22 protein-coding genes and 1 pseudogene are annotated in these 25,257 nt (G+C 69.6%); 14 read left to right on the top strand and 9 right to left on the bottom strand.

Translation table 11 applies throughout. The annotated features are described in order from the left end of the window. Window positions 1-99 precede the first annotated feature (99 nt). The 5 genes from AC5P09_RS35460 to thpD all read left to right on the top strand — a co-directional run bounded on the left by AC5P09_RS35460 (window position 100) and on the right by thpD (window position 4,135). Window positions 100-627, top strand: a complete 528-nt coding sequence (locus AC5P09_RS35460; protein ID WP_493877820.1) for a DinB family protein — start codon at window positions 100-102, stop codon at window positions 625-627. A 290-nt stretch (window positions 628-917) separates the two neighbouring features. Further along, window positions 918-1,424: a diaminobutyrate acetyltransferase gene (gene ectA / locus AC5P09_RS35455; RefSeq protein ID WP_493877819.1), complete on the top strand. Its 507-nt coding sequence runs from the start codon at window positions 918-920 to the stop codon at window positions 1,422-1,424. Window positions 1,425-1,486: 62 nt separating this feature from the next. Beyond that, on the top strand, window positions 1,487-2,758 hold the full coding sequence (gene ectB / locus AC5P09_RS35450) for a diaminobutyrate--2-oxoglutarate transaminase (protein WP_493877818.1): 1,272 nt from the start codon (window positions 1,487-1,489) through the stop codon (window positions 2,756-2,758). A 68-nt stretch (window positions 2,759-2,826) separates the two neighbouring features. Next, window positions 2,827-3,231, top strand: a complete 405-nt coding sequence (locus AC5P09_RS35445; RefSeq protein WP_266441756.1) for an ectoine synthase — start codon at window positions 2,827-2,829, stop codon at window positions 3,229-3,231. A gap of 7 nt (window positions 3,232-3,238) precedes the next feature. Continuing rightward, a complete protein-coding gene (gene thpD, locus AC5P09_RS35440; protein WP_493877817.1) occupies window positions 3,239-4,135 on the top strand; it encodes an ectoine hydroxylase in 897 nt (298 codons plus the stop codon). 101 nt (window positions 4,136-4,236) lie between these two features. Here thpD and AC5P09_RS35435 read toward each other — a convergent pair whose 3' ends face one another. The 5 genes from AC5P09_RS35435 to AC5P09_RS35415 all read right to left on the bottom strand — a co-directional run bounded on the left by AC5P09_RS35435 (window position 4,237) and on the right by AC5P09_RS35415 (window position 8,938). Beyond that, window positions 4,237-5,247, bottom strand: a complete 1,011-nt coding sequence (locus tag AC5P09_RS35435; RefSeq protein WP_493877816.1) for a maleylpyruvate isomerase family mycothiol-dependent enzyme — start codon at window positions 5,245-5,247, stop codon at window positions 4,237-4,239. 79 nt (window positions 5,248-5,326) lie between these two features. Continuing rightward, on the bottom strand, window positions 5,327-5,944 hold the full coding sequence (locus tag AC5P09_RS35430) for an RNA polymerase sigma factor (protein WP_266441748.1): 618 nt from the start codon (window positions 5,942-5,944) through the stop codon (window positions 5,327-5,329). Window positions 5,945-5,989: 45 nt separating this feature from the next. After that, a complete protein-coding gene (locus tag AC5P09_RS35425; protein WP_493877815.1) occupies window positions 5,990-7,042 on the bottom strand; it encodes an aminotransferase class V-fold PLP-dependent enzyme in 1,053 nt (350 codons plus the stop codon). A 99-nt stretch (window positions 7,043-7,141) separates the two neighbouring features. Beyond that, window positions 7,142-7,858, bottom strand: coding sequence for a DsbA family oxidoreductase (locus AC5P09_RS35420; RefSeq protein ID WP_493877814.1), 717 nt, complete (start codon window positions 7,856-7,858; stop codon window positions 7,142-7,144). Between the two features lie 78 nt (window positions 7,859-7,936). Continuing rightward, window positions 7,937-8,938, bottom strand: a complete 1,002-nt coding sequence (locus tag AC5P09_RS35415; RefSeq protein ID WP_493877813.1) for a GlxA family transcriptional regulator — start codon at window positions 8,936-8,938, stop codon at window positions 7,937-7,939. Between the two features lie 71 nt (window positions 8,939-9,009). On the opposite strand from AC5P09_RS35415, the gene AC5P09_RS35410 reads away from it, so the two are divergent. Then, complete coding sequence (locus tag AC5P09_RS35410) at window positions 9,010-10,404, top strand: MFS transporter (RefSeq protein WP_493877812.1); 1,395 nt, start codon at window positions 9,010-9,012, stop codon at window positions 10,402-10,404. Here AC5P09_RS35410 and AC5P09_RS35405 read toward each other — a convergent pair. Together AC5P09_RS35405 and AC5P09_RS35400 are read right to left on the bottom strand one after the other, a co-directional pair. Continuing rightward, window positions 10,370-10,841 (bottom strand): annotated as a pseudogene (locus AC5P09_RS35405) (DUF1349 domain-containing protein). The gene AC5P09_RS35410 and the pseudogene AC5P09_RS35405 overlap by 35 nt on opposite strands. Window positions 10,842-11,203: 362 nt before the next feature. After that, complete coding sequence (locus AC5P09_RS35400; RefSeq protein WP_493877811.1) at window positions 11,204-12,733, bottom strand: aldehyde dehydrogenase (NADP(+)); 1,530 nt, start codon at window positions 12,731-12,733, stop codon at window positions 11,204-11,206. A 158-nt stretch (window positions 12,734-12,891) separates the two neighbouring features. On the opposite strand from AC5P09_RS35400, the gene AC5P09_RS35395 reads away from it, so the two are divergent. The 3 genes from AC5P09_RS35395 (at window position 12,892) to AC5P09_RS35385 (ending at window position 15,693) form a co-directional block, all read left to right on the top strand. After that, window positions 12,892-13,665 carry an IclR family transcriptional regulator gene (locus AC5P09_RS35395; protein WP_266441732.1) on the top strand — a complete coding sequence of 258 codons (774 nt, stop codon included), beginning with the start codon at window positions 12,892-12,894 and terminating at the stop codon, window positions 13,663-13,665. A gap of 3 nt (window positions 13,666-13,668) precedes the next feature. Further along, window positions 13,669-14,142 (top strand): GNAT family N-acetyltransferase, encoded by a 474-nt coding sequence (locus AC5P09_RS35390; protein ID WP_493877810.1) that lies wholly within the window; start codon window positions 13,669-13,671, stop codon window positions 14,140-14,142. Window positions 14,143-14,247: 105 nt separating this feature from the next. After that, window positions 14,248-15,693 (top strand): peptidoglycan D,D-transpeptidase FtsI family protein, encoded by a 1,446-nt coding sequence (locus tag AC5P09_RS35385; protein ID WP_493877809.1) that lies wholly within the window; start codon window positions 14,248-14,250, stop codon window positions 15,691-15,693. A gap of 67 nt (window positions 15,694-15,760) precedes the next feature. On the opposite strand, the gene AC5P09_RS35380 is transcribed toward AC5P09_RS35385, so the two are convergent. Beyond that, window positions 15,761-17,218: an NCS2 family permease gene (locus tag AC5P09_RS35380; RefSeq protein ID WP_493877808.1), complete on the bottom strand. Its 1,458-nt coding sequence runs from the start codon at window positions 17,216-17,218 to the stop codon at window positions 15,761-15,763. Between the two features lie 263 nt (window positions 17,219-17,481). Here AC5P09_RS35380 and AC5P09_RS35375 point away from each other — a divergent pair, with 263 nt between their 5' ends. The 4 genes from AC5P09_RS35375 to AC5P09_RS35360 all read left to right on the top strand — a co-directional run bounded on the left by AC5P09_RS35375 (window position 17,482) and on the right by AC5P09_RS35360 (window position 21,525). Then, entirely contained in the window at window positions 17,482-18,048 is a 567-nt protein-coding gene (locus AC5P09_RS35375) for a SigE family RNA polymerase sigma factor (RefSeq protein WP_493877807.1), read from the top strand. Further along, a complete protein-coding gene (locus AC5P09_RS35370) occupies window positions 18,045-18,887 on the top strand; it encodes a hypothetical protein (RefSeq protein ID WP_493877806.1) in 843 nt (280 codons plus the stop codon). Before AC5P09_RS35375 ends, AC5P09_RS35370 begins: the two co-directional genes overlap by 4 nt. Before the next feature lie 84 nt (window positions 18,888-18,971). Next, window positions 18,972-19,802 (top strand): pectate lyase, encoded by an 831-nt coding sequence (locus AC5P09_RS35365; RefSeq protein WP_493877805.1) that lies wholly within the window; start codon window positions 18,972-18,974, stop codon window positions 19,800-19,802. Between the two features lie 31 nt (window positions 19,803-19,833). After that, a complete protein-coding gene (locus AC5P09_RS35360) occupies window positions 19,834-21,525 on the top strand; it encodes a rhamnogalacturonan lyase B N-terminal domain-containing protein (RefSeq protein ID WP_493877804.1) in 1,692 nt (563 codons plus the stop codon). Window positions 21,526-21,650: 125 nt separating this feature from the next. Here AC5P09_RS35360 and AC5P09_RS35355 read toward each other — a convergent pair whose 3' ends face one another. Beyond that, a complete protein-coding gene (locus AC5P09_RS35355) occupies window positions 21,651-22,805 on the bottom strand; it encodes a right-handed parallel beta-helix repeat-containing protein (protein ID WP_493877803.1) in 1,155 nt (384 codons plus the stop codon). Window positions 22,806-23,037: 232 nt separating this feature from the next. Between AC5P09_RS35355 and AC5P09_RS35350 the strand changes: the two genes are divergently transcribed. Next, a complete protein-coding gene (locus tag AC5P09_RS35350) occupies window positions 23,038-25,254 on the top strand; it encodes a glycoside hydrolase family 43 protein (RefSeq protein ID WP_493877802.1) in 2,217 nt (738 codons plus the stop codon). Window positions 25,255-25,257: the final 3 nt, after the last annotated feature.

Below are 25,257 nucleotides of genomic sequence, written 5' to 3'. Positions count from 1 at the left end.
CCGTCCCTGGGGGCTGCGCCCCCAGACCCCCGCTTCGGCCCGAAGGGCCTCGTCCTCAAACGCCGGACGGGCTGAAAAACCCCGTGGCATGCTCGCCGCATGACCACCAACACTCCTCTTACCCTCCCCGACGGCCGCCCCGTTCCCCTCATGACCGGTGACGAGCGGCCCATGCTCGAAAGCTGGCTCGCCTTTCATCGGGCCACGCTGGAGTTGAAGTGCGCGGGGCTGGACGATGCGCAGGTGCGGGCCGCGTCCGCGGAGCCGTCGTCGCTCACGCTGCTCGGGCTGGTGCAGCATCTCGCGGAGGTCGAGCGGAACTGGTTCCAACGGGTGGCCGCGGGGATCGACGTACCGCCGGTGTACGGCAAGGGGAACGGGTACGTCCTCGACCCCGAGCGCGGGATGGGCGAGGCGCTGGCCGTGTGGAAGCGGGAGATCGCCCGCGGTGAGGAGGTGTGCGCCGGGCTGTCGCTGGACGACATCGGGCGGATCGCCGACGGGCCGATGGCCGGGCTCGAGGTCAGTCTGCGCTGGGCGTACGTCCACATGATCGAGGAGTACGCGCGACACAACGGGCACGCGGACATTCTGCGGGAGCGAATCGACGGAGTAATCGGAGCATAATCCCGAGGTAATTCTGGGAAACTATATGTGCGTAGCTTCCCGTATTCTTCTGCCCGCTTTTCATCGACCTAAACGCAAAGATTCTGCGAACGTCAACCGGTGAAATTCGGGCAGGTCTCGTGCAGGTTACATGGTTGTGACGCGTTACACATCACGCCCGGTTTGCACCAGATTATCCGGTCAAACACGCACATTACCTCGCACGCACCCGCGTGATAACACGGACCGCGCTCGCACGTAACCCCGAGCAGCGATGCATTTTTGAATTTCCCTCGGTAAATTCAATCCGCATGACTGCCGCACAAGCAGACCTGCAAATCGACCGCCCGGCGGTGGCGGACGGAGCCGCGCTGTGGCGGATGGCAAGGGACTCGAAGGTCCTCGACCTGAACTCGTCCTACAGCTATCTGCTGTGGTGTCGCGACTTCGCCGCCACGTCGGCCGTCGCGCGCGACGAGCACGGCGAGCCGGTCGGCTTCGTCACCGGTTACGTCCGCCCGGACCGCCCCGGCACCCTGCTCGTCTGGCAGGTGGCGGTGGACGAGGCGCAGCGCGGCCGCGGGCTCGCCGCCGCACTGCTGGACGGGCTGGTCGCGCGGACCTCCCCGGAGCACGTCGAGACCACCATCACGCCGGGCAACACCGCCTCCGAGCGCCTGTTCACGTCGTTCGCCGAGCGCCACGGCGCCCGGCTGGAGCGCGAGGTGCTGTTCGACACGGGTCTGTTCCCCGACGGGCCGCACGACCCGGAGGTCCTGTACCGCATCGGCCCCCTGTCCCTCACGCCCGCCGCCTGAATCCCCCTACGCACCCCTACGCCACCCCCGTGCAACCCCCACGCAACGAGGAGCGATTCGTCGTGACCATCACCCAGCCCGACCTCAGCGTCTTCGAGACCCTCGAGTCCGAGGTGCGCAGCTACTGCCGCGGCTGGCCCGCCGTCTTCGACCGTGCCCAGGGCAGCCGTATGTACGACGAGGACGGCCACGAGTACCTCGACTTCTTCGCCGGAGCCGGCTCACTGAACTACGGCCACAACAACCCCGTCCTGAAACGGGCGTTGATCGACTACCTGGAGCGGGACGGCGTCACGCACGGTCTCGACATGTCGACCACCGCCAAGAGGGCCTTCCTGGAGTCCTTCCAGAACCTGGTGCTGCGGCCGCGCGACCTGCCGTACAAGGTCATGTTCCCCGGCCCCACGGGCACCAACGCCGTGGAGGCCGCGCTGAAGCTGGCGCGGAAGGTGAAGGGGCGCGAGGCGATCGTGTCCTTCACCAACGCCTTCCACGGCATGTCGCTCGGCTCGCTCGCCGTGACCGGCAACGCCTTCAAGCGGGCCGGCGCGGGCATTCCGCTCGTGCACGGGACGCCGATGCCGTTCGACAACTACTTCGAGGGCAAGGTCCCGGACTTCCTCTGGTTCGAGCGGCTGCTCGAGGACCAGGGCTCCGGGCTCAACAAGCCCGCCGCCGTGATCGTGGAGACCGTGCAGGGCGAGGGCGGCATCAACGTCGCCCGCCCGGAGTGGCTGCGCGCGCTCGCCGAGCTGTGCGAGCGGCAGGACATGCTGCTCATCGTCGACGACATCCAGATGGGCTGCGGACGGACGGGCGCCTTCTTCTCCTTCGAGGAGGCCGGCATCACGCCCGACATCGTCACCGTGTCCAAGTCCATCAGCGGCTACGGCATGCCCATGTCGCTGTGCCTGTTCAAGCCCGAGCTGGACATCTGGGAGCCGGGCGAGCACAACGGCACCTTCCGCGGCAACAACCCCGCCTTCGTCACGGCCACCGCCACGCTGGAGGCGTACTGGGCGGACGGCTCAGTGATGGAGAAGCAGACCCGCGCCCGGGGAGAGCAGGTCGAGCAGGCGTTCATCTCCATCACCGAGGAGAACCTCGCCGACGTGAAGGAGTACCGGGGGCGCGGGCTCGTGTGGGGTATGGAGTTCCACGACAAGGAGCGCGCCGGGAAGATCGCGCACCGCGCCTTCGAACTCGGGCTGCTCATCGAGACGTCGGGCCCGGAGAGCGAGGTCGTGAAGCTGCTGCCGGCACTCACCATCACGCCGGAGGAGCTGGACGCGGGGCTGAGCGTCCTGGCCCGCGCCGTCCGCGAGACCGCCTGACCGTCTGACCGCCTGACCCCTTCGGCGCGACCCATTCAGTACATCCACCTAGGAGGCATCGCACCACCGTGATCGTCCGTTCGTTCAAGGACATCGAAGGCACCGACCGGCACGTGAAGGCCGAGTCGGGCACCTGGGAGAGCAAACGCATCGTCCTCGCCAAGGAGAAGGTCGGCTTCTCGCTGCACGAGACGATCCTGTACGCGGGCACGGAGACGTCGATGTGGTACGCGAACCACGTCGAGGCCGTCGTCTGCGTCGAGGGCGAGGCCGAACTCACCGACGACGAGACCGGGCAGAAGTACACGATCACGCCCGGGACCATGTACCTGCTCGACGGCCACGAGCGGCACACGATGCGGATCAAGGAGGACTTCCGCTGCATCTGTGTGTTCAACCCGCCCGTGACCGGCCGGGAGGACCACGACGAGAACGGGGTCTACCCGTTGCTCACCGAACCCGAGGAGGTGTGACGTCACCATGACCACCGCTACCAAGATCCCCGATCTCTATCCCAGCCGTGGCGCCACCGAGGTGGCCACCCCGCGCAAGGACCCGGTCGTGTGGTCCGCGCCGGGCACGCCCGGGCCGATCGCCGGCAGCGAGCTCCAGTCGTTCGAGCGGGACGGCTTCCTCGCCATCGACCAGCTCATCGGCCCGGACGAAGTACCCGTCTACCACCGGGAGTTGGAGCGGCTCGTCACGGATCCCGCGATCCGGGCCGACGAGCGTTCCATCGTCGAGCCGAGGACCCAGGAGATCCGCTCCGTCTTCGAGGTGCACCGGATCAGCGAGGTCTTCGCGAACCTCGTGCGCGACGAGCGGGTCGTCGGCCGGGCCCGGCAGATCCTCGGCTCGGACGTGTACGTCCACCAGTCGCGGATCAACGTCAAGCCCGGTTTCGGCGCCAGCGGCTTCTACTGGCACTCCGACTTCGAGACCTGGCACGCCGAGGACGGTCTGCCGAACATGCGGACGGTGTCGGTCTCGATCGCGCTCACCGAGAACTACGACACCAACGGCGGTCTCATGATCATGCCGGGGTCGCATCAGACGTTCCTCGGGTGCGCGGGGGCCACGCCGAAGGACAACTACAAGAAGTCGCTCCAGATGCAGGACGCGGGCACGCCGTCCGACGAGGCGCTGACCGCCATGGCGAGCGAGTACGGCATCAAGTTGTTCACCGGCAAGGCCGGTTCGGCGACCTGGTTCGACTGCAACTGCATGCACGGCTCGGGCGACAACATCACGCCCTTCCCGCGCAGCAACGTCTTCATCGTGTTCAACAGCGTGGAGAACGAGGCGGTTGAGCCGTTCGCTGCGCCGGTGCGGCGGCCGACGTTCATCGGAGCAAGGGATTTCACTCCCGTACGGTGAGTCGAGCCCTGCCGGGGGTCCGGGGGTTGTCCCCCGGAGAATGCAGCATCGGGGCACGGGACTTCACGCCGGTGCGGTAGGTCCTCGGGGAGCGGGCGGTGTCACAGCCAAGCGAGTGACGCCGCCCGCTCCAGTACGTTCCGTACGGCTCCCTCGTCGCCGTTGGCGCCCCGCGGCACCTCGTCGGGTGCGTACCGTCCGCCGACGAGGAGGCAGAAGTCGACGGGGTTCAGGGTGAGTTCGGCGCGTACCGGCTCGTCCTCGGAGCCCAGCACCCATTCGTCGCCGCCGGTGACCGCGAACAGCACCGGCGGTGCGGTGGGTCCGAGGGACAGGCCGAGGATGCGGACGGCCAGCCGGACCAGTTGCCACAGGTGTGCCTCGGGCGGCGGCGGGACGGACAGGCCAAGAGCGCGGCCGATGTCGTCGGTGTGGACCCAGGTCTCGAAGGCCCGCACCAGGAAGTGCTCGGCGACCGGCAGCCGCATCCCCATCAACGTCACGGCGTGGGCGGCCAGTTCGGGGTCGTGCGCCTCGGGCGTGGCCAGCAGCGCGTCCGCCTGCGCCGCCCAGTCGGCGACGGTCTCCTCGGGCGTACGGCCGTACTCGTGGGCGATGACGTCGGCGGTACGCCGGTTCCAGGCGTCCTCCCAGGGCGTGTCCGCGTCGATGTCCAGAGGCGGCCGTACCCATGTGTCGATGCCCAGTCGGTCGGCCAGTGGCTCGTCGGCGGCGAGGAGATGCGCCAGGGTCGCGTGCACGTCCCAGTCGTGCACCACCGGGGTGGACCAGCGGCCGGCCGCCTCGGGCAGCAGCGCCTTCAGTCCGGCGACGGCGGCGGCGTAGGGGGCGGCGTGCCCGGCGACACGGGCTGTGGCCCGGCGGCTACGCAGGGCGAGCGAGAGCGTGTCGGCGGCGGGGCGCGCGTGGGGTCCCTGAGGTCCCTGAGATCCGTCCAGCAGTCGTACCGTCTCCCGCAGCCGTTCCGCCTCCGCCGCGCAGTCCTCGCACTCGGCCAGGTGCAGGGGGACCTTCTTCTCGTCCGCCGGTTCCAGGGCACCGAAGGCCCAGGCGGCCAGCAGGTCCCGTACCTCGTCGTGGTCCTTGGTCATCGCACACCTCCTTCCCCGAGTGCCCGCAGTTCTCGCAGTTTCCGCAGTTCCCGCAGTTTTCGCAGCCCCCTGCTCGCCATCATGCGCCTCTTTCCCACGCCGGATCGGGTGGGTCGGCCAACGTCTCGGCCAAGGTGCGCAGCGCCGTGCGCAGGCGGGTCTTGGCGGTGCCCTCGGGGATGCCGAGTTCGACGGCGGCCTGCCGGTAGGTGCGGCCCGCGAAGTAGGCGAGGTGGACCACCTCCCGTTGCGGCTGCGGGAGTTCGGCGAGCGCGGAGTGCAGGAGCAGGGAGCGTTCCCGGTCGACGACCGCCTCGTCGGGGCCGGGAGCGGCGTCCGGGATCGTGTGCAGCGCGGCGTCGTCGGCGCGGGCGTCCTTGCGGTGCCGGGCCTCGCTGCGCACCCAGTCGACGGCCCTCCGGTGGGCGAGCACGGACAGCCAGGTGCGCAGGGTGCCGCGGCCCGCGTCGAAGGCGTACGGCCTGCTCCACAGCTGGGCGAAGACCTCCTGCGCCACGTCCTCGGCGGCGGCCGGGCTCCGGGTGACGCGCAGGGCGACCCGCCGCACCAGCCCGCCGTACGCCGTGTACACCTCGGCCAGCGCGGACTCGTCGCCGTAGACCAGCCGCCGGTGCAGCTCCGTGTCGGCGGACGGTTCGACGGACGTCTTGCCCGTGGACTCCAACGGCACCACCACCCCTGTGCCCCTTCCTAGCGTCCCCGACGGGTCCGCGCCACCGGTTCAGCCGGACAGGACGTCCAGCAGCCGGTCCACGTCCGCCGTCGTGTTGTAGAGGTGGAAGGAGGCGCGCAGGTTGCCCGCGCGGTTGGAGACCTCGATCCCGGCGCTGCTCAGGTCGGCCTGGCGGTGACCGAGTCCGGGGACGGAGACGATCGCCGAGCCGGGGGCGGGGACCGGTTCGTGCCCGAGGGTGGCGAGGCCCGTACGGAAGCGGTCGGCGAGGGCGAGGTCGTGGGTGTGGATGGCGTCGACGCCGAGTTCCTCGACGAGTTCGAGGGAGCGGCGCAGGCCGGCGTACGAGAAGAGCGCCGGGGGCAGGTCGAAGCGCCGGGCGGAGTGGGCGAGTTCGGTGACGGGTCCGTAGCAGCTGTCCCAGGGGTTCTCCCCCGCCACCCAGCCCGCCAGGATCGGCGTCAGCTCTTCGAAGTCCTCCGGCACGACGAGGAAACCCACCCCGTGCGGCCCGAGCAGCCACTTGTATCCGACGGCGACGGTGTAGTCGTACGCGTCGGCCTCCATCGGCAGCCAGCCGGCGGACTGGGAGACGTCGACGTACGTGCGGGCGCCGTGCTCCCGGGCCGCCTCCCGGAGCGCCGGCAGGTCGGCGATCCGTCCGTCGGCGGACTGCGCGGAGCTGACCGCGACGAGCGCGGTGCCCGGGCGGACGGACTCGGCGATCCGCTCCAGCGGCACGGCCCGCACCTTGAGGTCGCCGCGGGCGTGGAAGGGGTTCACGACGGAGGTGAAGTCGTCCTCGGCGGTGAGGACTTCGGCGCCCGCGGGCAGCGAGGCGGCGACCAGCCCGGTGTGGGCGGCGACCGAGGAGCCCGCCGCCACCCGTCCGGCCGGGACGCCGGCCAGCCGGGCGAAGGCGGCCCGGGCGGTCTCCACGTCGTCGTACAGCGCGCCCAGCGGCCTGCCGTCGGCCCGCATCAGCGCGGCCTCCTGAAGGGCGGCCACGGTGCGGGCGGGCAGCAGGCCGCTGCTCGCGGTGTTCAGGAAGGTGCGTTTCGGGGCGAACTCGGAACGGATCAGGCTCTCGAAGGTCTCCATGTCTTCACTGTGAGGCCCGGACAACCTGTAGTCCATTGCGAATCTTTACGTGAATCCCCTTAGGGATGCTTATACATCCGTCCCCACCTGCGGGGTTCCTCAGTGCTGCGGCACCGCGCACCCGTCGGGACCGCAGGCGTCCGCGTCCCCCTGGTCGATCAGCTGCAGCGGCGGGCGCTCGCCCCATGCCTGCGTCAGCGCCTGCGCGAAGACCTCGGCGGGCTGGGCGCCGGAGACGCCGTACTTGCGGTCGAGGACGAAGAAGGGCACGCCGCTCGCACCGAGCTCGGCCGCCTCGCGTTCGTCGGCGCGGACCGCGTCGGCGTAGGCGGTGGGGTCGGCGAGCACCCTGCGTACGTCGTCGGCGTCGAGGCCGGCGGCGACGGCCAGCTCGACCAGCCGCTCGTCGCCCTCGGAGTACACGGACCGCTCCTCGGCGAAGTTGGCCTTGTAGAGCCGGGCGAGGAGCTCGTCCTGGCGGCCCTGCTCCTTGGCGAGGTGGAGGAGGCGGTGCATGTCGAAGGTGCTGCCGTGGTCACGGCCGTGGGTGCGGTACTCCAGTCCCTCGGCTGCGGCCTGCGCACCGAGGTTCTCCTCGCCTGCCTGGGCCTGCGCCTCGCTCATGCCGTACTTCTTGGTAAGCATGGTGATCACGGGCTGGATGTCCTGCTTGGCGCGGCCGGGGTCCAGCTCGAAGGACCGGTGCACCACCTCGACCTGCTCACGGTACGGGAAGGCCTCCAGCGCCTTCTCGAAGCGGGCCTTGCCCACGTAGCACCAGGGGCAGGCGATGTCCGACCAGATCTCGACGCGCATGTTCTCGGCTTTCTCCAGGGCGTGCGGGGGCGGAGGTTCCCCTCCTCGGCGAGTGTATGAACGTTCAAGCAGCGCGGTTCATTCCGCGGGCGCGAGGGCGGGTGATACGTACGCGAGTGCTCTCAGGCGGCTGAACTGCGCCCGGTACGCGCTCGGCGTCAGACCGGTGCGCCGGACCAGGTGCGCCCGCAGCGAGTCGGCCGTGCCGAGGCCGCTGGCGTGGGCCACCTGATCCATGGGCAGGCCGGTGGTCTCCAGGAGCTCCTTCGCGCGCTCGATGCGCTGGTGGAGCAGCCACTGGAGGGGGCTGACGCCGCTCTCGGCGTGGAAGCGGCGCGTGAGGGTGCGTACGGAGACTCCCGCATGGCGGGCCAGATCGGTCAGGGTGAGCGGCTTGTCGAGGTTGCGCATGGCCCAGCCGCGGGTGTCGGCGCAGGCGGTACCGCGCTCGGGCGGCAGCGGGGTCTGCGTGAACTGGGTCTGGCCGCCGGGGCGGACGGGGGCGACCAGGGCGAGGCGGGCGACCTGGTTGGCCGCGGCGGCGCCGTAGTCGGTGCGGATGATGTGCAGGCACAGGTCGATACCGGCGGCGTACCCGGAGGACGTCATGATCTGGCCGTCCTGCACGTAGAGGACGTCGCCGGTGACGTCGACCGCCGGGTACCGCTCGCGCAGCTCGTCGGCCTGGTTCCAGTACGTGGTGGCCCGGCGGCCGTCCAGCAGCCCCGCCTCGGCCAGGACGAACGCGCCGCTGCAGATGGACGCGATCCGCTTGCCCGCGGCGGCGGCCTCGCGCACGGCGGCCACCGTGCGCGGGTCGGGCACGTACCGCTGCCCGGTCCCTGCGACGACGGCCATGTCCGCCGCCCGTACCGCCTCCAGCCCGTGCCGTACCTGGAGGTCGAGGCCTCCGGTGGTGGGGACGGGGCCTGGCTCCGGAGCGCAGATGACCACCTCGTAGCCCGGACCGCCGTCGATCTCCACCCGCTCGAAGAGGAGCTCCGGGATGGCCAGGTTGAACATCGAGACGGGCGTCGCCGCGATGACGGCGACACGGCGGGGACCGCGTGGGCGGGCCATGGCCAGAACCTCCGGACGTATGGCGTTCAGGCCACTACTGTAGGCCCCCGGAGATCAGCAGCATGGAGGGCATGTCAACGAATCACCTCACCGGGAGCGACGAACGCACGAGTGACAATGGGGAGTTGATGCCCAAGAAACCCTCCCCTGCCCCTTCTCCCTCTCTCACCCTCGCCGCCGCCCTCCTCGGCTTCGCGCTGATCACCCTGGACGCGTCCGTGGTGAACGTGGCGCTGCCGTCCATCGGCTCCGCCCTCGGCGGCGGGATGTCCGGCCTCCAGTGGGTGGTGGACGCCTACACGCTCGCCTTCGCCGCCCTGATGCTGTCCACCGGCGCCTTCTCGGACCGGGCCGGGGCGAGCCGGGCGTACGCGATCGGCATCACGGTGTTCACGCTGGCCTCCGCGGCCTGCGGTCTCGCGCCGACCCTGCCGACGCTGATCGGTGCGCGCGTGGTGCAGGGCGTGGCGGCGGCCGTGGTGCTGCCGGCCTCGCTGGCGCTGGTGCGGCAGGCGTACGGCGATCCGGCGCGGCGGGCGCGTGCGGTGGCCACGTGGGCGGCGGGCGGTGCCGTGGCGGTGGCGCTGGGCCCGGTGGCGGGCGGTGTGCTGACGACCGCCTGGGACTGGCGGGGCATCTTCTTCATCAACCTGCCGCTGGGCGCGGTGGCCCTCGCCCTGCTGGTGCGCGCACCGCGGTCGGAACGCCGCCCGGCACCCCTCGACCTGCCCGGCCAGCTGACCGCGGTCGTCGCCCTCACGGCACTGACGTTCGCGGTGATCGAGGGCGGGCGGACGGGTCTGGTGGCCCTTGCGGTGGCCGTCGCGGCAGGCGTGGCCTTCGTCCGCGTCGAAGCCCGGCAGCCGCATCCCGTCGTACCGCTCGGCCTGTTCCGCGACCGGGCCGTGTCCGTGGCCGTCGCGGCGGGGGCGGCGTGCAGCGTGGCCTTCTACGGCGTGGTCTTCCTCTTCTCCCTCTTCTTCCAGCAGGTCCAGGGCCGCTCCGCGCTCTACGCCGGCCTGATGTTCCTGCCGATGACCGGACTGATCGCGGTGACGAACGTACTGTCGGGAAAGCTGGCGGACCGGTACGGGCCGCGGGTGCCGATGCTGGCGGGCCAGGGCCTGGCGGCGGCCGGACTGCTCCTTCTCCTGTACGTCGACAGCGCCACGTCTCCCGCCCTGGTGGCCGCGCTGCTCGTCCCCATGGCCCTCGGCTGCGCCCTCACGGTGCCGCCGTTGACGGCCATGATGCTGGACGCGGTGCCGGCCGAGCGGGCCGGCCTGGCGGCGGGGGTGCTCAACGCGGCGCGGCAGGTGGCCGGAGGGCTCGGCATCGCCGTGTTCGGGGCGCTGGTCTCCGGCGGTTTCGAGGCGGGAATGCGGGTGAGCCTCGGCATCGGCGCGGCCCTGCTCGTGGTGACGGGTGCGCTCAGCTTCCGTCTCGCAGGTCGCGCGGCCAGCTAGGCCGGAAATCGATGTGGTCGTACGTCACCACGCAGCCCTCCCCCATCGGCGACTGCGCCATGAACCCGACCAGGGCCGCCCCGGTCTCCTTCTCCTCCCCCAGCGTGAAGAGCCGGACGAATGTCCAGCGCTTCCCGTCCCGCGAGGCGTGAAAGGCGAAGGCGCGGCCGGTCCGGCTCACCCGGAGCCAGAACGGAACTGCCCTCGACCGTCCAGGCATTGGCGTCGTCGGAGTGCCCCCGGGTGACCACCGTGCAGACGGTGGGCACATCCGGGGAGTACTCCAGACACAGCTTGGCCCAGGCCCGCTCACCGACATGGACGTACAACACCGTTCCTGAAGACTGAGCAGGAGTGAGCCCGCTTGGCCGCACGCCCCGAACGGTCTTGGACGCACTGGTCCCCGGCGTACTCAACCCCAGGGCGGCGACACGCATCCTGTGCGTGGTCCGATCCCGGGAGGCCAGTTCCCTGCGCGACCTGGCCAGGTGGGTACGGCCAGTGGCGGCGGGGAGGCCCCGGACCATCACTCTGGTGGAGCGGGGGCCCGCACGCTGGCGCCGTACCCGGCGTCCCAGATCGCACGATCACGTTAACCCGATCGGCCCACAGGGCCGCAAGCCCGCGAGCCGACCATCACACGATCGAGCTAACTCGACCTCGTAGGGAAGTTCAGGAATTTCCACGTCCAGTACCTATTCATCTCAAGGGCAAGTACACGCCCCTCAGGGGCGCGGGGAACTGCGCGACCAGCCCCCACCGGCCCGCAGCCCGCGAACAAACCGCAACCCCTATGGCGCTACCGTTCCAAACGCCCGTTGAACCGACGCGGCAGCCCCAGCGGATTCTCGTCCCGAAGCTCCGCGGGAAGCAGCGCAGCCGGCGCGTTCTGATACGCCACCGGCCGCAGCCACCGCTCGATAGCCGTACCGCCCACAGACGTGGACGTCGACGTCGTGGCCGGGTACGGACCCCCGTGATGCTGGGCCGGAGCCACAGCGACACCCGTGGGCCAGCCATTGACCAGCACACGACCGGCGAGCGGCGTCAGCTCCGCCAGGATCTCCGCGCCACGGCCCTCTCCGGCCGCCTCCTCCGTCGACAGATGAACCGTCGCCGTGAGGTTGCCCGGCAGACGGGACAGCACGGCCTGCGCCTCGGCGTCGTCCTCGTAGCGGGCCACGACCGTGACCGGACCGAAGCACTCCTCCAGCAGAAGGTCGTACGCCCCCTCGCTGGTCAGCTTCTCCGCGGCCACCGTCAGGAAGCCCGCGCTCACCGTGTGCTCACCGCCCGCGCCCGGCGTCACCGGCGTCTCGACGTCGGGGAGTTCGGCCCGCTCGGCGACGCCCGCGACGAAGTTGTCCCGCATGCGGTGGTCGAGGAGCACCCCGGCCTCGGTGTCGCTGACGGCGTCGGTCAGGGACTTCAGCAGACGGTCGCCCGACGCACCGGCCGGCGCCAGCACCAGGCCCGGCTTCACGCAGAACTGGCCGACACCCAGCGTCATGGAACCGGCGAGGCCCGCACCGATCGCCTCGGCCCGTTCGGCCGCGGCCGCCTCCGTGATCACGACGGGGTTCAGCGACCCCAGCTCGCCGTGGAACGGGATCGGCACCGGCCGCGCGGCCGCCGCGTCGAAGAGGGCACGTCCGCCCCGGATGGAACCGGTGAAGCCCGCGGCGGTGACCAGCGGGTGCTTGATCAGCTCGATGCCCGCCTCGAAGCCGTGGACGAGACCGACGACGCCCTCGGGGATGTCGTGCGCTGCCGCCGCCCGGCGAAGGACGGACGCGACCAGCTCGGACAGACCCGGGTGGTCGGGGTGGGCCTTGACGACGACCGGGCAGCCCGCGCCCAGCGCGCTCGCGGTGTCGCCGCCGGCGACCGAGAAGGCGAAGGGGAAGTTGGAGGCCGAGTAGACGGCGACGACACCGAGCGGCACCTTGTACCGGCGCAGGTCCGGGATCGGCGGGGTCGCGGTGTCGTCGGGGTGGTTGATGACGACGTCGAGGAAGGCGCCCTCGTCGACGATGTCCGCGAAGGCCCGCAGCTGGTAGCAGGTGCGGGCGAGTTCGCCGGTCAGCCGGACCGGGCCGAGCGCGGTCTCGGCGTCGGCGGCCTCGACGAGGTGGTCCTTGGACGCCTCGAGGCCGTCGGCGGCGGCGCGCAGGAACGCCGCGCGGACCGCGCGGTCCGCGAGTGCGCTCCGCGCGGCGTGCGCGGCGCGGACGGTGGTGTCCACCTCCTGGGCTGTGGCCTCCACCGCAACCTGCTCACGCTGCTTCCCGGTTCGGGGGTCGACACTCCAGACTGGTGCTGCTGCCACCGCGGGTCCCTCCACATTGATTTGCTGTCGGCCTATTGCCGCTTATTGCCGCAGTATCTAAGGTCATCCACCAGGGTCGTTCGATATGCTGAACGCTGTCTCTGATGATGAATATGCTGTCGGAGACTATTTCCCGTCGAACGAAGGGGTCAAGGGCGATGTCGGCAGCCGAGACAGGCGGCGGGGCACAGGTCAAGTCCGCGGTACGGACCGTTGAGCTGCTGGAGTACTTCGCCGGACGCCCTGGTATGCACTCCCTCGCGGCGGTCCAGGAGGCCGTCGGGTACCCCAAGTCCAGCCTGTACATGCTGCTGCGCACGCTCGTGGAGCTGGGCTGGGTGGAGACGGACGCGACGGGCACGCGGTACGGCATCGGGGTGCGGGCGTTGCTGGTCGGCACCTCGTACATCGACGGCGACGAGGTGGTCGCGGTGGCCCGTCCGACGCTGGACCGGCTGTCGGACGACACGACGGAGACGATCCACCTGGCCCGTCTGGACGGCACGAACGTCGTCTATCTCGCCACCCGCCAGTCGCAGCACTATCTGCGCCCCTTCACCCGGGTCGGCCGCCGGCTGCCCGCGCACTCCACATCGCTGGGCAAGGCGCTGCTGAGCACCTACTCGGACGAGCAGGTCCGCAAGATGCTGCCCGAGACGCTGCCGGCCCTGACCGAGCACACCATCACCGACCGGGAGAAGCTCATCGAGGAGCTGCACCAGGTGCGGGAGCAGGGCTTCGCGGTGGACCGCGAGGAGAACACCCTGGGGCTGCGCTGCTTCGGCGTGGCGATCCCGTACCGCACTCCCGCGCGCGACGCGATCAGCTGCTCGGTGCCGGTGGCGCGGCTGACGCCCGCGCACGAGCAGATGGTGAAGGACGCGCTGTTCGACGCCCGTGACCGGCTCACACTCGCCACCCGGAGGCTCTGAACCATGCAGGTGGCACTCCGCGACGTCCACGACAGCGACCTGCCGGTCTTCTTCCGGCAGTTCAACGACCCCGAGGCCCTGCACATGGCGGCCTTCACCCCGCGGGATCCGGCCGACTGGGACACCTTCGAGGCCCGGTGGAAACAGCAGCGGTCGTCGGCCGACGTGGTGGTGCGGACCGTCCTCGCGGACGGTGACGTGGTGGGCAGCGCGGGGGTCTACGGGGATCCGGGCGAGCGCGAGGTGACGTACTGGATCGACCGCACGTACTGGGGCCGTGGCATCGCCACCGCCGCCCTGAGCGATCTGCTGGCCGAGGTACCGGAGCGCCCGCTGTACGCCCGCGCCGCCGCCGACAACGAGGGGTCCCTGCGGGTCCTCACGAAGTGCGGCTTCCGCCTGACCGCGCACGCCACGGGGTACGCGAACGCCCGCGGCGAGGAGATCGACGAGGTCGTGCTGAAGCTGGAGGGCTGAGGGCGGCCGAGCCGTTCCGCGCGGGGGGCGGGCTTCATGAACTCCCGATGAGAAATCCGGCGGAAGGGAACGTTCCGCTCGCTCCCGCTCGTCCTTCTGAGCGGGATGAACAAAACGATCAGGCGCGCCTCCGTCTTCACGCTGCTCCTGGTGTTCGCTCTGCTGATCAGGGCGACCTGGGTGCAGTTCTACGAGGCCAAGGCGCTCGCAGACGACAAGGACAACCGGCGCAACGCGATCGAGCTGTACAGCGAGCCGCTCGGCGACATCGTCGTGGGCGGAAAGTCGGTCACCGGCTCGGCGCCCACGACCGGCAGCGACCTCAAGTACAAGCGGACATACACGGACGGCAAGCTGTACTCGGCCGTCACGGGCTACAGCTCGCAGGTGTACGGGGCGACGCAGTTGGAGGGCATCTACCAGAACCTGCTCGACGGGACGGACACCCGTCTGAAGACCGTGATGGACACGGTCACCGGCAAGCGGGCCGACCCGGGCAACGTGATCACGACGATCGACCCGGCGGTGCAGAAGGCGGCGTACGACGCGCTCGGTGACAAGAAGGGCGCCGCCGTCGCGATCGACCCGGCCACGGGCAAGATCCTCGCGGTCGTCTCCACGCCGTCGTACGACCCGTCGACGCTCGCCACGGGAACCGGCGACGCGTGGACGCAGCTGACCAAGGACCCCGAGAAGCCGATGACGAACCGGGCGCTGCGCCAGCCGCTGCCGCCGGGCTCGACGTTCAAGCTGGTCGTCGCGGCGGCCGCGCTGGAGGACGGGCTGTACTCCTCGGTGGACGAGAAGACGGACAGCCCTGACCCGTACCAGCTGCCGCTCTCCACGGACGTGCTGTCGAACGAGAACCCGTCGGCGCCCTGTGAGAACGCCTCGATCCGGGTGGCCCTGCAGTACTCCTGCAACAACGTCTTCGCGAAGATGGCCGTCGACCTGGGTCAGGACAAGGTCCGGGCGCAGGCGGACAAGTTCGGGTTCAACGACGCCTCGCAGGACGTGCCCGTGCGGGCGTACGAGAGCGTGTACCCGAAGGACATGGACAAGGCACAGACGGCCCTGACGGGCATCGGCCAGTTCGACGTGACGGCGACGCCGCTGCAGATGGCCATGGTGTCGGCGGCCATCGCCAACGGCGGCAAGCTGGTCACCCCGCACATGGTGTCGCAGATCACCGACAGCGGCGGTGACGTCCTGGAGAACTACGACGACAACACGGACACCAAGGAGATCGTCAGCTCCTCCACCGCCGAGCAGCTGCAGTCGGCGATGCAGACGGTGGTCGAGGACGGTACCGGTACGAACGCCCAGATTTCGGGCGCGACGGTGGGCGGCAAGACCGGTACGGCCCAGCACGGCGAGAACAACAGCCAGACGCCGTACGCCTGGTTCACCTCGTACGCCAAGGCCGACGGCAAGGAGGTCGCCGTGGCGGTGGTCGTGGAGCAGTCGAACGCGGCCCGTTCGGAGGTCAGCGGCAACGGTCTGGCCGCGCCGGTGGCCAAGGCCGTGATGGAAGCGGCACTGAAGAACTAGAAGAACCAGAAGACCGGGGGCAGCCTCGGCGGAGGCTGCCCCGGACCCGGCCGACTTCGCCGCCGCCCTACTTCGCGCCCAGGATCTGCTCGATCGGGTCGATCGCGAAGTAGACCAGGAACAGCGCCGAGGTCGCCCACAGCAGCCAGTGGATCTCCTTGGCCTTGCCGAGGACCGCCTTGATCACCACGTAGGCGAGGAAGCCGGCGCCGATGCCGTTGGTGATGGAGTACGTGAAGGGCATCACGGCGATGGTCAGGAACGCCGGGATGGCGATCTCGTACCTGTCCCAGTCGATGTTCTTGACCTGGGTCATCATCAGGAAGCCGACGGCGACGAGGGCCGGGGCGGCCGCCTGGAGCGGGACGATGGTCAGCAGCGGGGTCAGGAACAGGGCGAGGGTGAACATGCCGCCGGTGACCAGGTTGGAGAAGCCGGTGCGCGAGCCCTCACCGACGCCGGCCGCCGACTCGATGTAGGACGTGGCGGAGGAGGCCGAGGCCGCGCCGCCCGCGACCGCCGCGGCACCGTCGATCAGCAGGACCCGGCCGAGGTTGGGCACCTTGCCCTCCTCGTCGAGCAGGCCGGCCTCGGCGCTGATGCCGACGACCGTGCCCATGGTGTCGAAGAAGTCGGACAGGATCAGCGTGAAGATCAGCAGGACGACGGTGATGACGCCGACGCCGGCCGCGTCGAAGGCGCCGAACAGGCTGAAGTGACCGATCAGCCCGAAGTCGGGGGTGTCGACCAGCTTGTCGGGCCACTCGGGCGTGGTCAGGCCCCAGGACTTGATGTCGGCGGCGGAGTTGATGATCATCGCGACGATCGTCATGGTCACGATGCTGATCAGGATGGCGCCCTTGACCTTGCGGGCGAGCAGTCCGATGGTCAGCAGCACGCCGAGGCAGAAGACGAGAATCGGCCACCCGGTGAGGGTGCCGGTGCCGCCGAGCTGGACCGGGACGGTGGTGTTCGCGATGTCCGGGATGCGGGTGACGAACCCGGCGTCGACGAAGCCGATGAAGGCGATGAACAGGCCGATGCCGACGCTGATCGCCTGCTTGAGGGGTTGCGGGATGGCGTGCATGACCGCCTCGCGCAGCCCGGTCACCACCAGGACGCAGATCAGCAGGCCTTCGAGGACGACGAGGCCCATCGCGTCGTCCCAGCTCATCAGCGGGGCTATCTGGAAGGCGACGACCGCGTTGAGGCCGAGTCCGGCGGCGAGCGCGAGGGGCAGGTTGCCGCCGACGCCCATGATGATCGTCATGACGGCGGCCACCAGGGCGGTGGCGGTGGTGAGTTGGACCGGGTCCAGCTGGTCGCCGAACTTGTCCTTGGCGCTGCCGAGGATGATGGGATTCAGGACAAGGATGTAGGCCATCGTGAAGAACGTGGCGAAGCCGCCGCGTATCTCACGGGCGAAGGTGGAACCCCGCTCGGAGATCTTGAAGAACCGGTCGACGCTGTTCGTCGCCGGTGGCGGGCCGCTCGGCCGGTCGGCCACCTTCTGCGGTCGGGGCATGATTGTTGCTCCTTGTTGCCTGAATGATCTGTGTGCGGATGCTGGCTGGATTGTTCCTGCGTTGAACTGTTTTCAGGTTTTCTCCGTGTTACGGAATCGGAGTCGAGGGACCATACAGCGTTCGAAGGCCCGTACGAACCAGGTAGTCGATCACTGCTACGCTTCCGGATCTCGTCCCGGCGGACGCCGGACGATCACATGTCATTCACATGACACGCACAGGCGCCCGAGGGTGCCCGAGTCGCCGTGAGGAGAGGTCGCCCGTGGGCACAGTCGTCGACGACGCCGCCTCCGTGGAGTTCCACGCCTTCTTCGAGCGTCACTACGCCGAACTGGCCCGCCTCGCCCATCTGCTGACCGGCGAGGCCGACGCCGCCGACGACCTGGCGGCCGACGCGTTGCTGGCGCTGTGGCACCGCTGGGACCGGGTCCGCGCGGCCGACCATCCGGCGGCGTACGCGCGCGGAGTCGTGGCCAACCTGGCCCGCACCCGCATCCGCAGCGCGGTCCGGGAGCGGCGGCGCATCGCGCTGTTCTGGTCGCAGCGCGAGGAGAAGACCGAGAACCCGGACGTCCCCGGTGTGGTGGACGTGCAGGAGGCGCTGCGCAGACTGCCGTTCCGCAAGCGGGCCTGCGTGGTGCTGCGGCACGCCTTCGACCTCTCGGAGAAGGACACGGCGCTCGCCCTCGGGGTCTCGGTCGGTACGGTGAAGAGCCAGACCTCGAAGGGCATGGCGGAGCTGCAGCGGCTGCTCGGCACGCAAGCGGCACCGCTTAGAGTGCATGCGGCGATGGCGCGAACCGGTGACGCCGCGGGAAGGGACCGATGACCATGCAGCGGGACGTGCACGACGAGCTGCGCGCCCGGCTGCACGAGGCGGCCGGAACGCACGAGCCCGACCGCGCGCGCATTCTGGCCAGGGTCGAGCGCGGCATGACCGAGCAGACCCGCTCCGACCACCGGGCGACCCGCCCGCCGGTGTTCGGCTGGGTACGGGTGGTCGCGGCCACGACCGCGGTCGCGGGCGTACTCGGCGTCGGCGGCTACGCGGTGGCGTCCGCGGTGAAGGAGGACACTCCCCCGCAGCGGAACGTCGCGGTCACGGCGACACCGTCCCCGGACGCCACGAGCCGCGCGCCCGCCCCGCCGCCGGACCCGACGCCGAGCGCCCCGAAGGAGACCCGCGAGTCCGGCAAGTCGCCGTCCCGGACCCCGAGTGCGTCCGCCACCGCCGAGGCGCCCACCGCTTCCGGCACCGAGGACGGCCCGCTGTGGTCGGACGGCTCGGTGGACCCGCACAGCAACGAGTTCTGGGGGCAGAGCAACGTCACCCTCAAGACGAGCGAGAAACTCACCGCGCTCACCGTCCGGTTGAAGGTCAGGCAGACCGGCGGGCTCACCTCGGCGGGTGCCTGGCGCTCCGCTCCGGAGGACGACTTCACGACGACGGTCGTCGAGGAGGACGGCTTCCTCGTCTACACCTGGGTGCTCAAGCCCGACCGTTCGGTGTGGCCGGGCGAGTGGGTGTTCGCGGGCCAGTACGACCACGACCGCGGCGGCCGGGACGCGAAGGACGACGACTACGAGATCACCGCCACCACCGGCGGCCAGCAGCGTGCCGTGGCGGGCGACTTCGCCGCCAGTGAAGACGACGAGGGCGACTCGTAGAAAAATTCTGAAGGGGCGGCAACCCTTTCCTCACCCCGTGGCGACCAGGAAGCGCAAAGTTCCTCTCCCACGCAAGGAATGGGCATGACTGCACGAGCCGCACAGCGCGTCCGCCACCGCCGCCGGGTCACCACGAAGCGGGCGGCGATCGCCTCAGCCACCGCGTTAGGCATCACCGGCGCGGCCATCGTCACCACGACGATGCTGTCCTCCGCCGGCGCCGCCTCCGCATGGCCCACCGCCAACGGCAGCAAGGCCGTCTCGTCGACGATCAAGGTGTCCGGCACGTACGACGGCAAGCTCACGAAGTTCTACGGCTCCGGCGCCCTCGGCGGCAGCGGCCAGGAGGAGGGCCAGGACCCGGTCTTCCAGCTCGCCGACGGCGCGGTCCTCAAGAACGTGATCATCGGCACTCCGGCCGCCGACGGCGTGCACTGCCTGGGCAGCTGCACCCTGCAGAACGTGTGGTGGCTGGACGTCGGCGAGGACGCCGCCACCTTCAAGGGCAAGTCGTCCTCGTCCGTGTACACGGTCGACGGCGGCGGCGCGAGGAACGGGTCGGACAAGGTCCTCCAGTTCAACGGCGCCGGCAAGCTCGTCGTCAGCAAGTTCCAGGTCGAGAACTCCGGCAAGCTGGTGCGCTCCTGCGGCAACTGCTCCACGCAGTACAAGCGCACGATCATCATCAACGACGTGGACGTCACCGCGCCGATGAACTCGATCGTCGGCATCAACTCCAACTACGGAGACACCGCCGCCCTGCGCAAGGTGCGCATCCACGGCGACAGCGGCAAGAAGATCAAGACCTGCGTCCGCTTCCAGGGCAACAACACCGGCAAGGAGCCCACCCAGCTCGGTGTCGGCCCGGACGGAACCTCCTGCAAGTTCACGTCATCTGACATCACATATCAGTGAGTGAACATTCACGTATGACGGAGCACACTCCTTGAGCACGCACAAGAAGCACCTCACGCGCAGACGTGTGCTCGGGGCCTCCGCGATCGGCGTCGCCGCCACCGGCGCCGCCGTCGCGGGAGGCACCGGCCTTCTCTCCTCCGCGTCGGCGGCCGCGTTCGGCCACTCGGACGACGGCAAGAACCACGTCGTCGACACCGGCGCCTCCCTGGTCTTCAAGGTCTCCAAGTCGACCGGCGACATCACGTCCCTGGCCTACAAAGGCAAGGAGTACGAGGGCTACGGCGGCAAGCACTCGCACGTCGAGTCGGGGCTCGGCGCCTCCACCGTCACGATCAAGCAGTCCGGGTCGACCATCCTCGTGAAGGTCACGCACGGCGCCGTCACCCAGTGGTACGCGGCCCGCAGGGGCGAGAACAACATCTACCTGTGGACGGACAAGAGGGACGCCTCCTTCACCGCCACCCGGTTCCTCGTCCGCCTCAAGCCCGGGATGTTCCCCAACACCGGCCCGGACACCTGGATCGAGGCCTCCGACCCGACAGACAAGGTCATCGAGGCCGGGGACGTCTGGCAGCGCGCGGACGGCACCACACACTCCAAGCACTACTCGGGCAAGCGGACGATCGACTACGACCACGTCGGCTTCACCACCGGATCGGTCGGCCTGTGGCTGGTCCGCTCCAACCACGAGAAGGCTTCCGGCGGCCCGTTCTACCGCTCCCTGCTGCGCCACTCGAACGACCTCGGCGCCGGGCTCTACGAGATCCTGCACTACAACCAGGCCCAGACGGAGCCGGAGCGCTTCGGCCTCCAGGGCCCGTACGTGCTGGCCTTCACCGACGGCGGCACCCCGGCCTCGTCCCTCTCCCACGCGAACCTCGACTCCTCGTGGGTGGACGGCCTCGGCATCACCGGCTGGGTCGGCAAGGCCGGCCGCGGCCGGGTGGCGGGCGTCGGCCTCAAGGGCATGAACGCCGAGTACGCCTACACCGTTGGCTTCGCCAACGCCGACGCCCAGTACTGGGCCAAGGCCGCGGCCGGCACCGGCGCCTTCTCCTGCAAGGGGATGCTGCCGGGGACGTACACGATGACGGTGTACAAGGGCGAACTCGCCGTGCACACCGGCACGGTGAAGGTGACCGCGGGCGGTACGACCTCCCTGCACACCATCACCGTCACCGGCGACCCGTCCGCCGCCCGGACCCTCTGGCGGCTCGGCGACTGGGACGGCACGCCCGGCGGGTTCAAGAACGCCGAGCTGATGACGTACGCGCATCCGTCCGACGGCCGCGCCGCGAAGTGGACGGGGAACGTCACGATCGGCGGCGGCGGCGAGGCCGCGTCCTTCCCGGCCTACATGTGGAAGGACGTCAACGACGGGATCCTGGTCTACTTCAAGCTGACCGAGGCCCAGGCCGCCGCCGCGCACACGCTGCGGGTCGGGGTGACGGACGCGTTCGCCAACGGGCGGCCGCGGGTGACCGTCAACGACTGGGTCTCGCCGCTTCCCTCGGCCCCCACGCAGCCCTCCACGCGCTCCCTCACCACGGGTTCGTACCGGGGAAACAACCACACCTTCACTTTCAACGTCCCTACCAGTGCGTGGAAGACGGACACCTCGCAGTACAACGTCCTGAAACTCAACATCGTCAGTGGTTCGGGCGGCTCGGCCTACCTCAGCGCCGGCACCTCGTTCGACTGCATGGATCTGCTGGCCTGAGCCCCCCTCGGCCGGCGGTTGCCGACCAGAGCCCCCCTGGGTCGGCACGAGGAACGCCCCGCCGGTGACGACCGGCGGGGCGTTCACGTACCAGGGGCGCGGGCCCGCAGCCCGCGAACCACCGGTCAGTTCATCGACGAACCGATCGCCGTAGACCCCGTGGTCAGAAACGCGGTCGACGGCAACGCCCCGCTCGGCTGCCGGGAGGCATACGCCGTCGTCGCGTCCGTCGACCTGAAGGACGGCGTACTGACCCCACTGTCCCAGTTGTTCGCCGCGGACACCGTCGACGAACCCAGCTTGCACAGCCCGCCCTTGTCGCCCACCGCGAGATTGCGGGCCAGCCGCGCCTTGCCGGTCGCGAAGTAGAACCCGGCCTTGGCATTGGCGTACGCGGTGTTCCGGTTCAACACGATCGCACCGCGGTTGGAGTTCTCCGTGAACCCGTTCGCCGTGTTGTCCCACGCCGCGTTGTTCTTGACGACATGCGCGACCGTGACACCTCCGCCGCCCAGCTTGAACCCGTTGCCGTTGCCCTCGAACACCGAGTCGCCCCAACGGTTCGTGCCGTTGCCGAAGGCCCACGTGCGCTCGATGGTGACGCGCGAGGAGAACTGCCACAGGTCGAGGCCGTCGTCGGAGTTGTTGTACAGCCGCGCGCCCGTGATCCGGTTGCCGGTGCCGGAGCCGAACTTCACGGCGATGCCGTCGGCGTTCTGCCCGTGCCCGGCCGGGTCGAAGTTGCCGTGACTGTCCAGGTTCTGCACGAGGTTGTCGGTCGTGCCGTCGCCGCGCAGGGTGAGGCCGGAGTCACCGTTGTTCGCGGTGACGAGGTTCTTGAAGACACCGCCGACCGAGGAGGTGACGACGAAGCCCTGGGCCGGGGAGTTCTGGAAGGTGAGGTTCTGGACGGTCCAGTAGTCGCCGTGGATCCCGGCGAGCCAGGAGCCGTCGGCCAGCTTGGAACCGTCGATCTTCACCTTCTCACTGCCGTACGCCTGCAGCGTGATCCGCGCCGAACTCGTGCCGTTGGCCGTGGACTTGAGACTGGCCTTCGGAGAGTACGTGCCGGCGCGGACCTGGATGACGGTACCGGCGGACGCGTTCTTGACGGCCGACTCCAGCTGGGCGGTGGTGGAGACGGTGACCGTCGTCGAGGCGGCCTGGGCACCGCCGTTCGAGAGGCCGAGGTAGACGCCGCTCGCGCACGCGGTGACGGCCACCGCCGCGGCGATCGAGAGGGTCCGCGTCCTGCGGTGACGTCCGGTGCCAAGACGCACGGGGCGTTCCTTTCCTAGGCGTTGGGGGACGAAGCGGGCCGGAGGGGCCGCCCCGGCCCGCTTCTGACATCCGGTCGCCGCCCCGGCCGAAAAGGTTGCCGCCCAGCGAAAACGATCGAAACTTTCGCTCCCCTCGGCCCCAACCGCACCGATTGACCAGCTGTCCCCCGCCGGTGACACTCCGAAGGCGAACCGACCCCACAGAAACCCCCACAGTCACACAGGATGTGTCATGCGACCCGCCAGACGCCGCACCGCCCGCACGCTCCTGGTCCCCTTCCTCGCCCTTCTCCTCTCTCTCCTCGCCGCCCCTGCCGGCACCGCGCAATCAGGAGCACCACCCGTGAAGCAGTCCAAGTACGCCGGTTACCTCTTCGCCTACTTCACCGGCGAGGGCACCGCCGACGGCGAGCAGATCCGCTACGCCCTCAGCCGCGGCAACGACCCGCTGCACTGGCGGGAGCTGAACGCGGGCAAGCCGGTCCTGACGTCCACGATCGGCGAGAAGGGGCTGCGGGACCCGTTCGTGATCCGCTCCCCCGAGGGCGACAAGTTCTACATGATCGCCACCGACCTGAGGATGTACCGCAACTCCAGCGGCAGTTGGGACCAGGTCCAGCGGCACGGCAGCAAGTCGATCATGGTGTGGGAGTCCACCGACCTGGTCCACTGGACCGACCAGCGGCTGGTGAAGGTCTCCCCCGACAACGCGGGCAACACCTGGGCGCCGGAGGCCTACTGGGACGACTCGCTGGGCGAGTTCGTCGTCTTCTGGGCGTCGAAGCTGTACGCCGACGACGATCCCGACCACACGGGATCGACGTACAACAAGATGCTCTACGCGACCACCAAGGACTTCCGCACCTTCAGCGAGCCGAAGGTCTGGGACGACCCCGGCTACTCGGTGATCGACTCGACGGTCGTGAAGCACAAGGACACCTACTACCGGTACACCAAGGACGAGCGGGACCCGTCCTCCAGCTCCCCCTGCTCGAAGTTCATCACCGGGGAGAAGTCGACGAGCCTGACGGACACGTCGTACGACTTCGTCTCCGAGTGCATCGGCAGCGGCTCGATCGACCGCGGCGAGGGGCCGACGGTCTTCAAGTCCAACACCGAGAAGAAGTGGTACCTGTTCATCGACGAGTACGGCGGCCGCGGCTACGTCCCCTTCGAGACCACCGACCTCGACTCGGGGAAGTGGACGATGTCCACGAACTACCAGCTGCCCGCGAGCCCGCGGCACGGCACGGTGCTGCCGGTCACGCAAGCCGAGTACGACCGGCTCCTTGCCGCGTACCCGTCGACGCCGACGTCGGTCGTGGACGCGACGGCGACGGGCCAGAAGGGGTACGCGGTCGTGACCGAGGCCGCGTCGAAGGTCGTGCTGCCGATGGAGCCGGGCGCGGATGTGGCACGTCTCGCCCCTCGGATCCACGTGGGTGCGGGCGCGACGCTGAGCCCGAGGTCGGGCACCCGGCGGGACTTCCGCAAGCCGCAGACGTACACCGTGAGAGCCGCCGACGGCACGACCCGCACCTGGACGGTCGAGGCGGTCCGCACCGGCAGCCCGACCCTGCCCGGCCTCAACGCCGACCCCGACGTGCACTATCTGAACGGCGAGTACTGGATCTACCCGACGACGGACGGCTTCCCCGGCTGGGGCGGGACCCGGTTCAAGGCGTACTCGTCGAAGGACCTGGTCCACTGGAAGGACCACGGCGTCATCCTGGACCTCGGCCCCGACGTGGCCTGGGCGGACACGTACGCGTGGGCGCCGGCGATCGCCGAGCGCGACGGGAAGTACTACTTCTACTTCTGCGCCGAGCAGCAGATCGGCGTGGCGGTGGCGGACTCCCCGGCCGGCCCGTTCAAGGACGCGCTCGGCAAACCCCTGGTGGCGAAGGGCGGTTCACTGAGCGGCCAGATGATCGACCCCGCCGTGTTCACGGACGACGACGGTCAGGCGTACCTGTACTGGGGCAACGGGCGCGGGTACGTGGCGCCGCTGAACGACGACATGGTGTCCTTCGACGCCTCGCGGGTGAAGGACATCACCCCGGACAACTTCCGCGAGGGGTCCTTCGTGATCAAGCGGAACGGCACGTACTACTTCATGTGGTCCGAGGACGACACCCGCAGCGAGAACTACCACGTCGCCTACGCGACGGGACCGTCCCCGCTCGGCCCGTGGACCAAGCAGGGGACGATCCTGTCCAAGCGCCCCGAGTACGGCATCCTCGGCACCGGCCACCACTCCGTGGTGAACGTCCCCGGCACCGACGACTGGTACGTCGTCTACCACCGGTTCGCCCTGAACGGCCCCGGCAGGCCGGGCGGCGACGGCATGCACCGCGAGACGACCATCGACCGCATGGAGTTCGCGGCCGACGGGACGATCAAGCCGGTGGTGCCGACGCTGGAGTCGATCAGGCCGGTACGGAAGTAAAGG

This window comes from Streptomyces sp. a15, assembly GCF_059026085.1.
The sequence above is the reverse complement of the archived record's forward strand: the minus strand, read 5'-3'. Positions and strand labels throughout refer to the sequence as shown.

What these genes read in the sequence shown, in the direction of transcription:
- AC5P09_RS35460 (WP_493877820.1), top strand. Translation starts at nt 100, where the DNA reads ATGACCACCAACACTCCTCTTACCCTCCCCGACGGCCGCCCCGTTCCC.
- ectA (WP_493877819.1), top strand. Translation starts at nt 918, where the DNA reads ATGACTGCCGCACAAGCAGACCTGCAAATCGACCGCCCGGCGGTGGCG.
- thpD (WP_493877817.1), top strand. Translation starts at nt 3,239, where the DNA reads ATGACCACCGCTACCAAGATCCCCGATCTCTATCCCAGCCGTGGCGCC.
- AC5P09_RS35435 (WP_493877816.1), bottom strand. Translation starts at nt 5,247, where the DNA reads ATGACCAAGGACCACGACGAGGTACGGGACCTGCTGGCCGCCTGGGCC.
- AC5P09_RS35425 (WP_493877815.1), bottom strand. Translation starts at nt 7,042, where the DNA reads ATGGAGACCTTCGAGAGCCTGATCCGTTCCGAGTTCGCCCCGAAACGC.
- AC5P09_RS35420 (WP_493877814.1), bottom strand. Translation starts at nt 7,858, where the DNA reads ATGCGCGTCGAGATCTGGTCGGACATCGCCTGCCCCTGGTGCTACGTG.
- AC5P09_RS35415 (WP_493877813.1), bottom strand. Translation starts at nt 8,938, where the DNA reads ATGGCCCGCCCACGCGGTCCCCGCCGTGTCGCCGTCATCGCGGCGACG.
- AC5P09_RS35410 (WP_493877812.1), top strand. Translation starts at nt 9,010, where the DNA reads ATGTCAACGAATCACCTCACCGGGAGCGACGAACGCACGAGTGACAAT.
- AC5P09_RS35395 (WP_266441732.1), top strand. Translation starts at nt 12,892, where the DNA reads ATGTCGGCAGCCGAGACAGGCGGCGGGGCACAGGTCAAGTCCGCGGTA.
- AC5P09_RS35390 (WP_493877810.1), top strand. Translation starts at nt 13,669, where the DNA reads ATGCAGGTGGCACTCCGCGACGTCCACGACAGCGACCTGCCGGTCTTC.
- AC5P09_RS35385 (WP_493877809.1), top strand. Translation starts at nt 14,248, where the DNA reads ATGAACAAAACGATCAGGCGCGCCTCCGTCTTCACGCTGCTCCTGGTG.
- AC5P09_RS35380 (WP_493877808.1), bottom strand. Translation starts at nt 17,218, where the DNA reads ATGCCCCGACCGCAGAAGGTGGCCGACCGGCCGAGCGGCCCGCCACCG.
- AC5P09_RS35370 (WP_493877806.1), top strand. Translation starts at nt 18,045, where the DNA reads ATGACCATGCAGCGGGACGTGCACGACGAGCTGCGCGCCCGGCTGCAC.
- AC5P09_RS35365 (WP_493877805.1), top strand. Translation starts at nt 18,972, where the DNA reads ATGACTGCACGAGCCGCACAGCGCGTCCGCCACCGCCGCCGGGTCACC.
- AC5P09_RS35350 (WP_493877802.1), top strand. Translation starts at nt 23,038, where the DNA reads ATGCGACCCGCCAGACGCCGCACCGCCCGCACGCTCCTGGTCCCCTTC.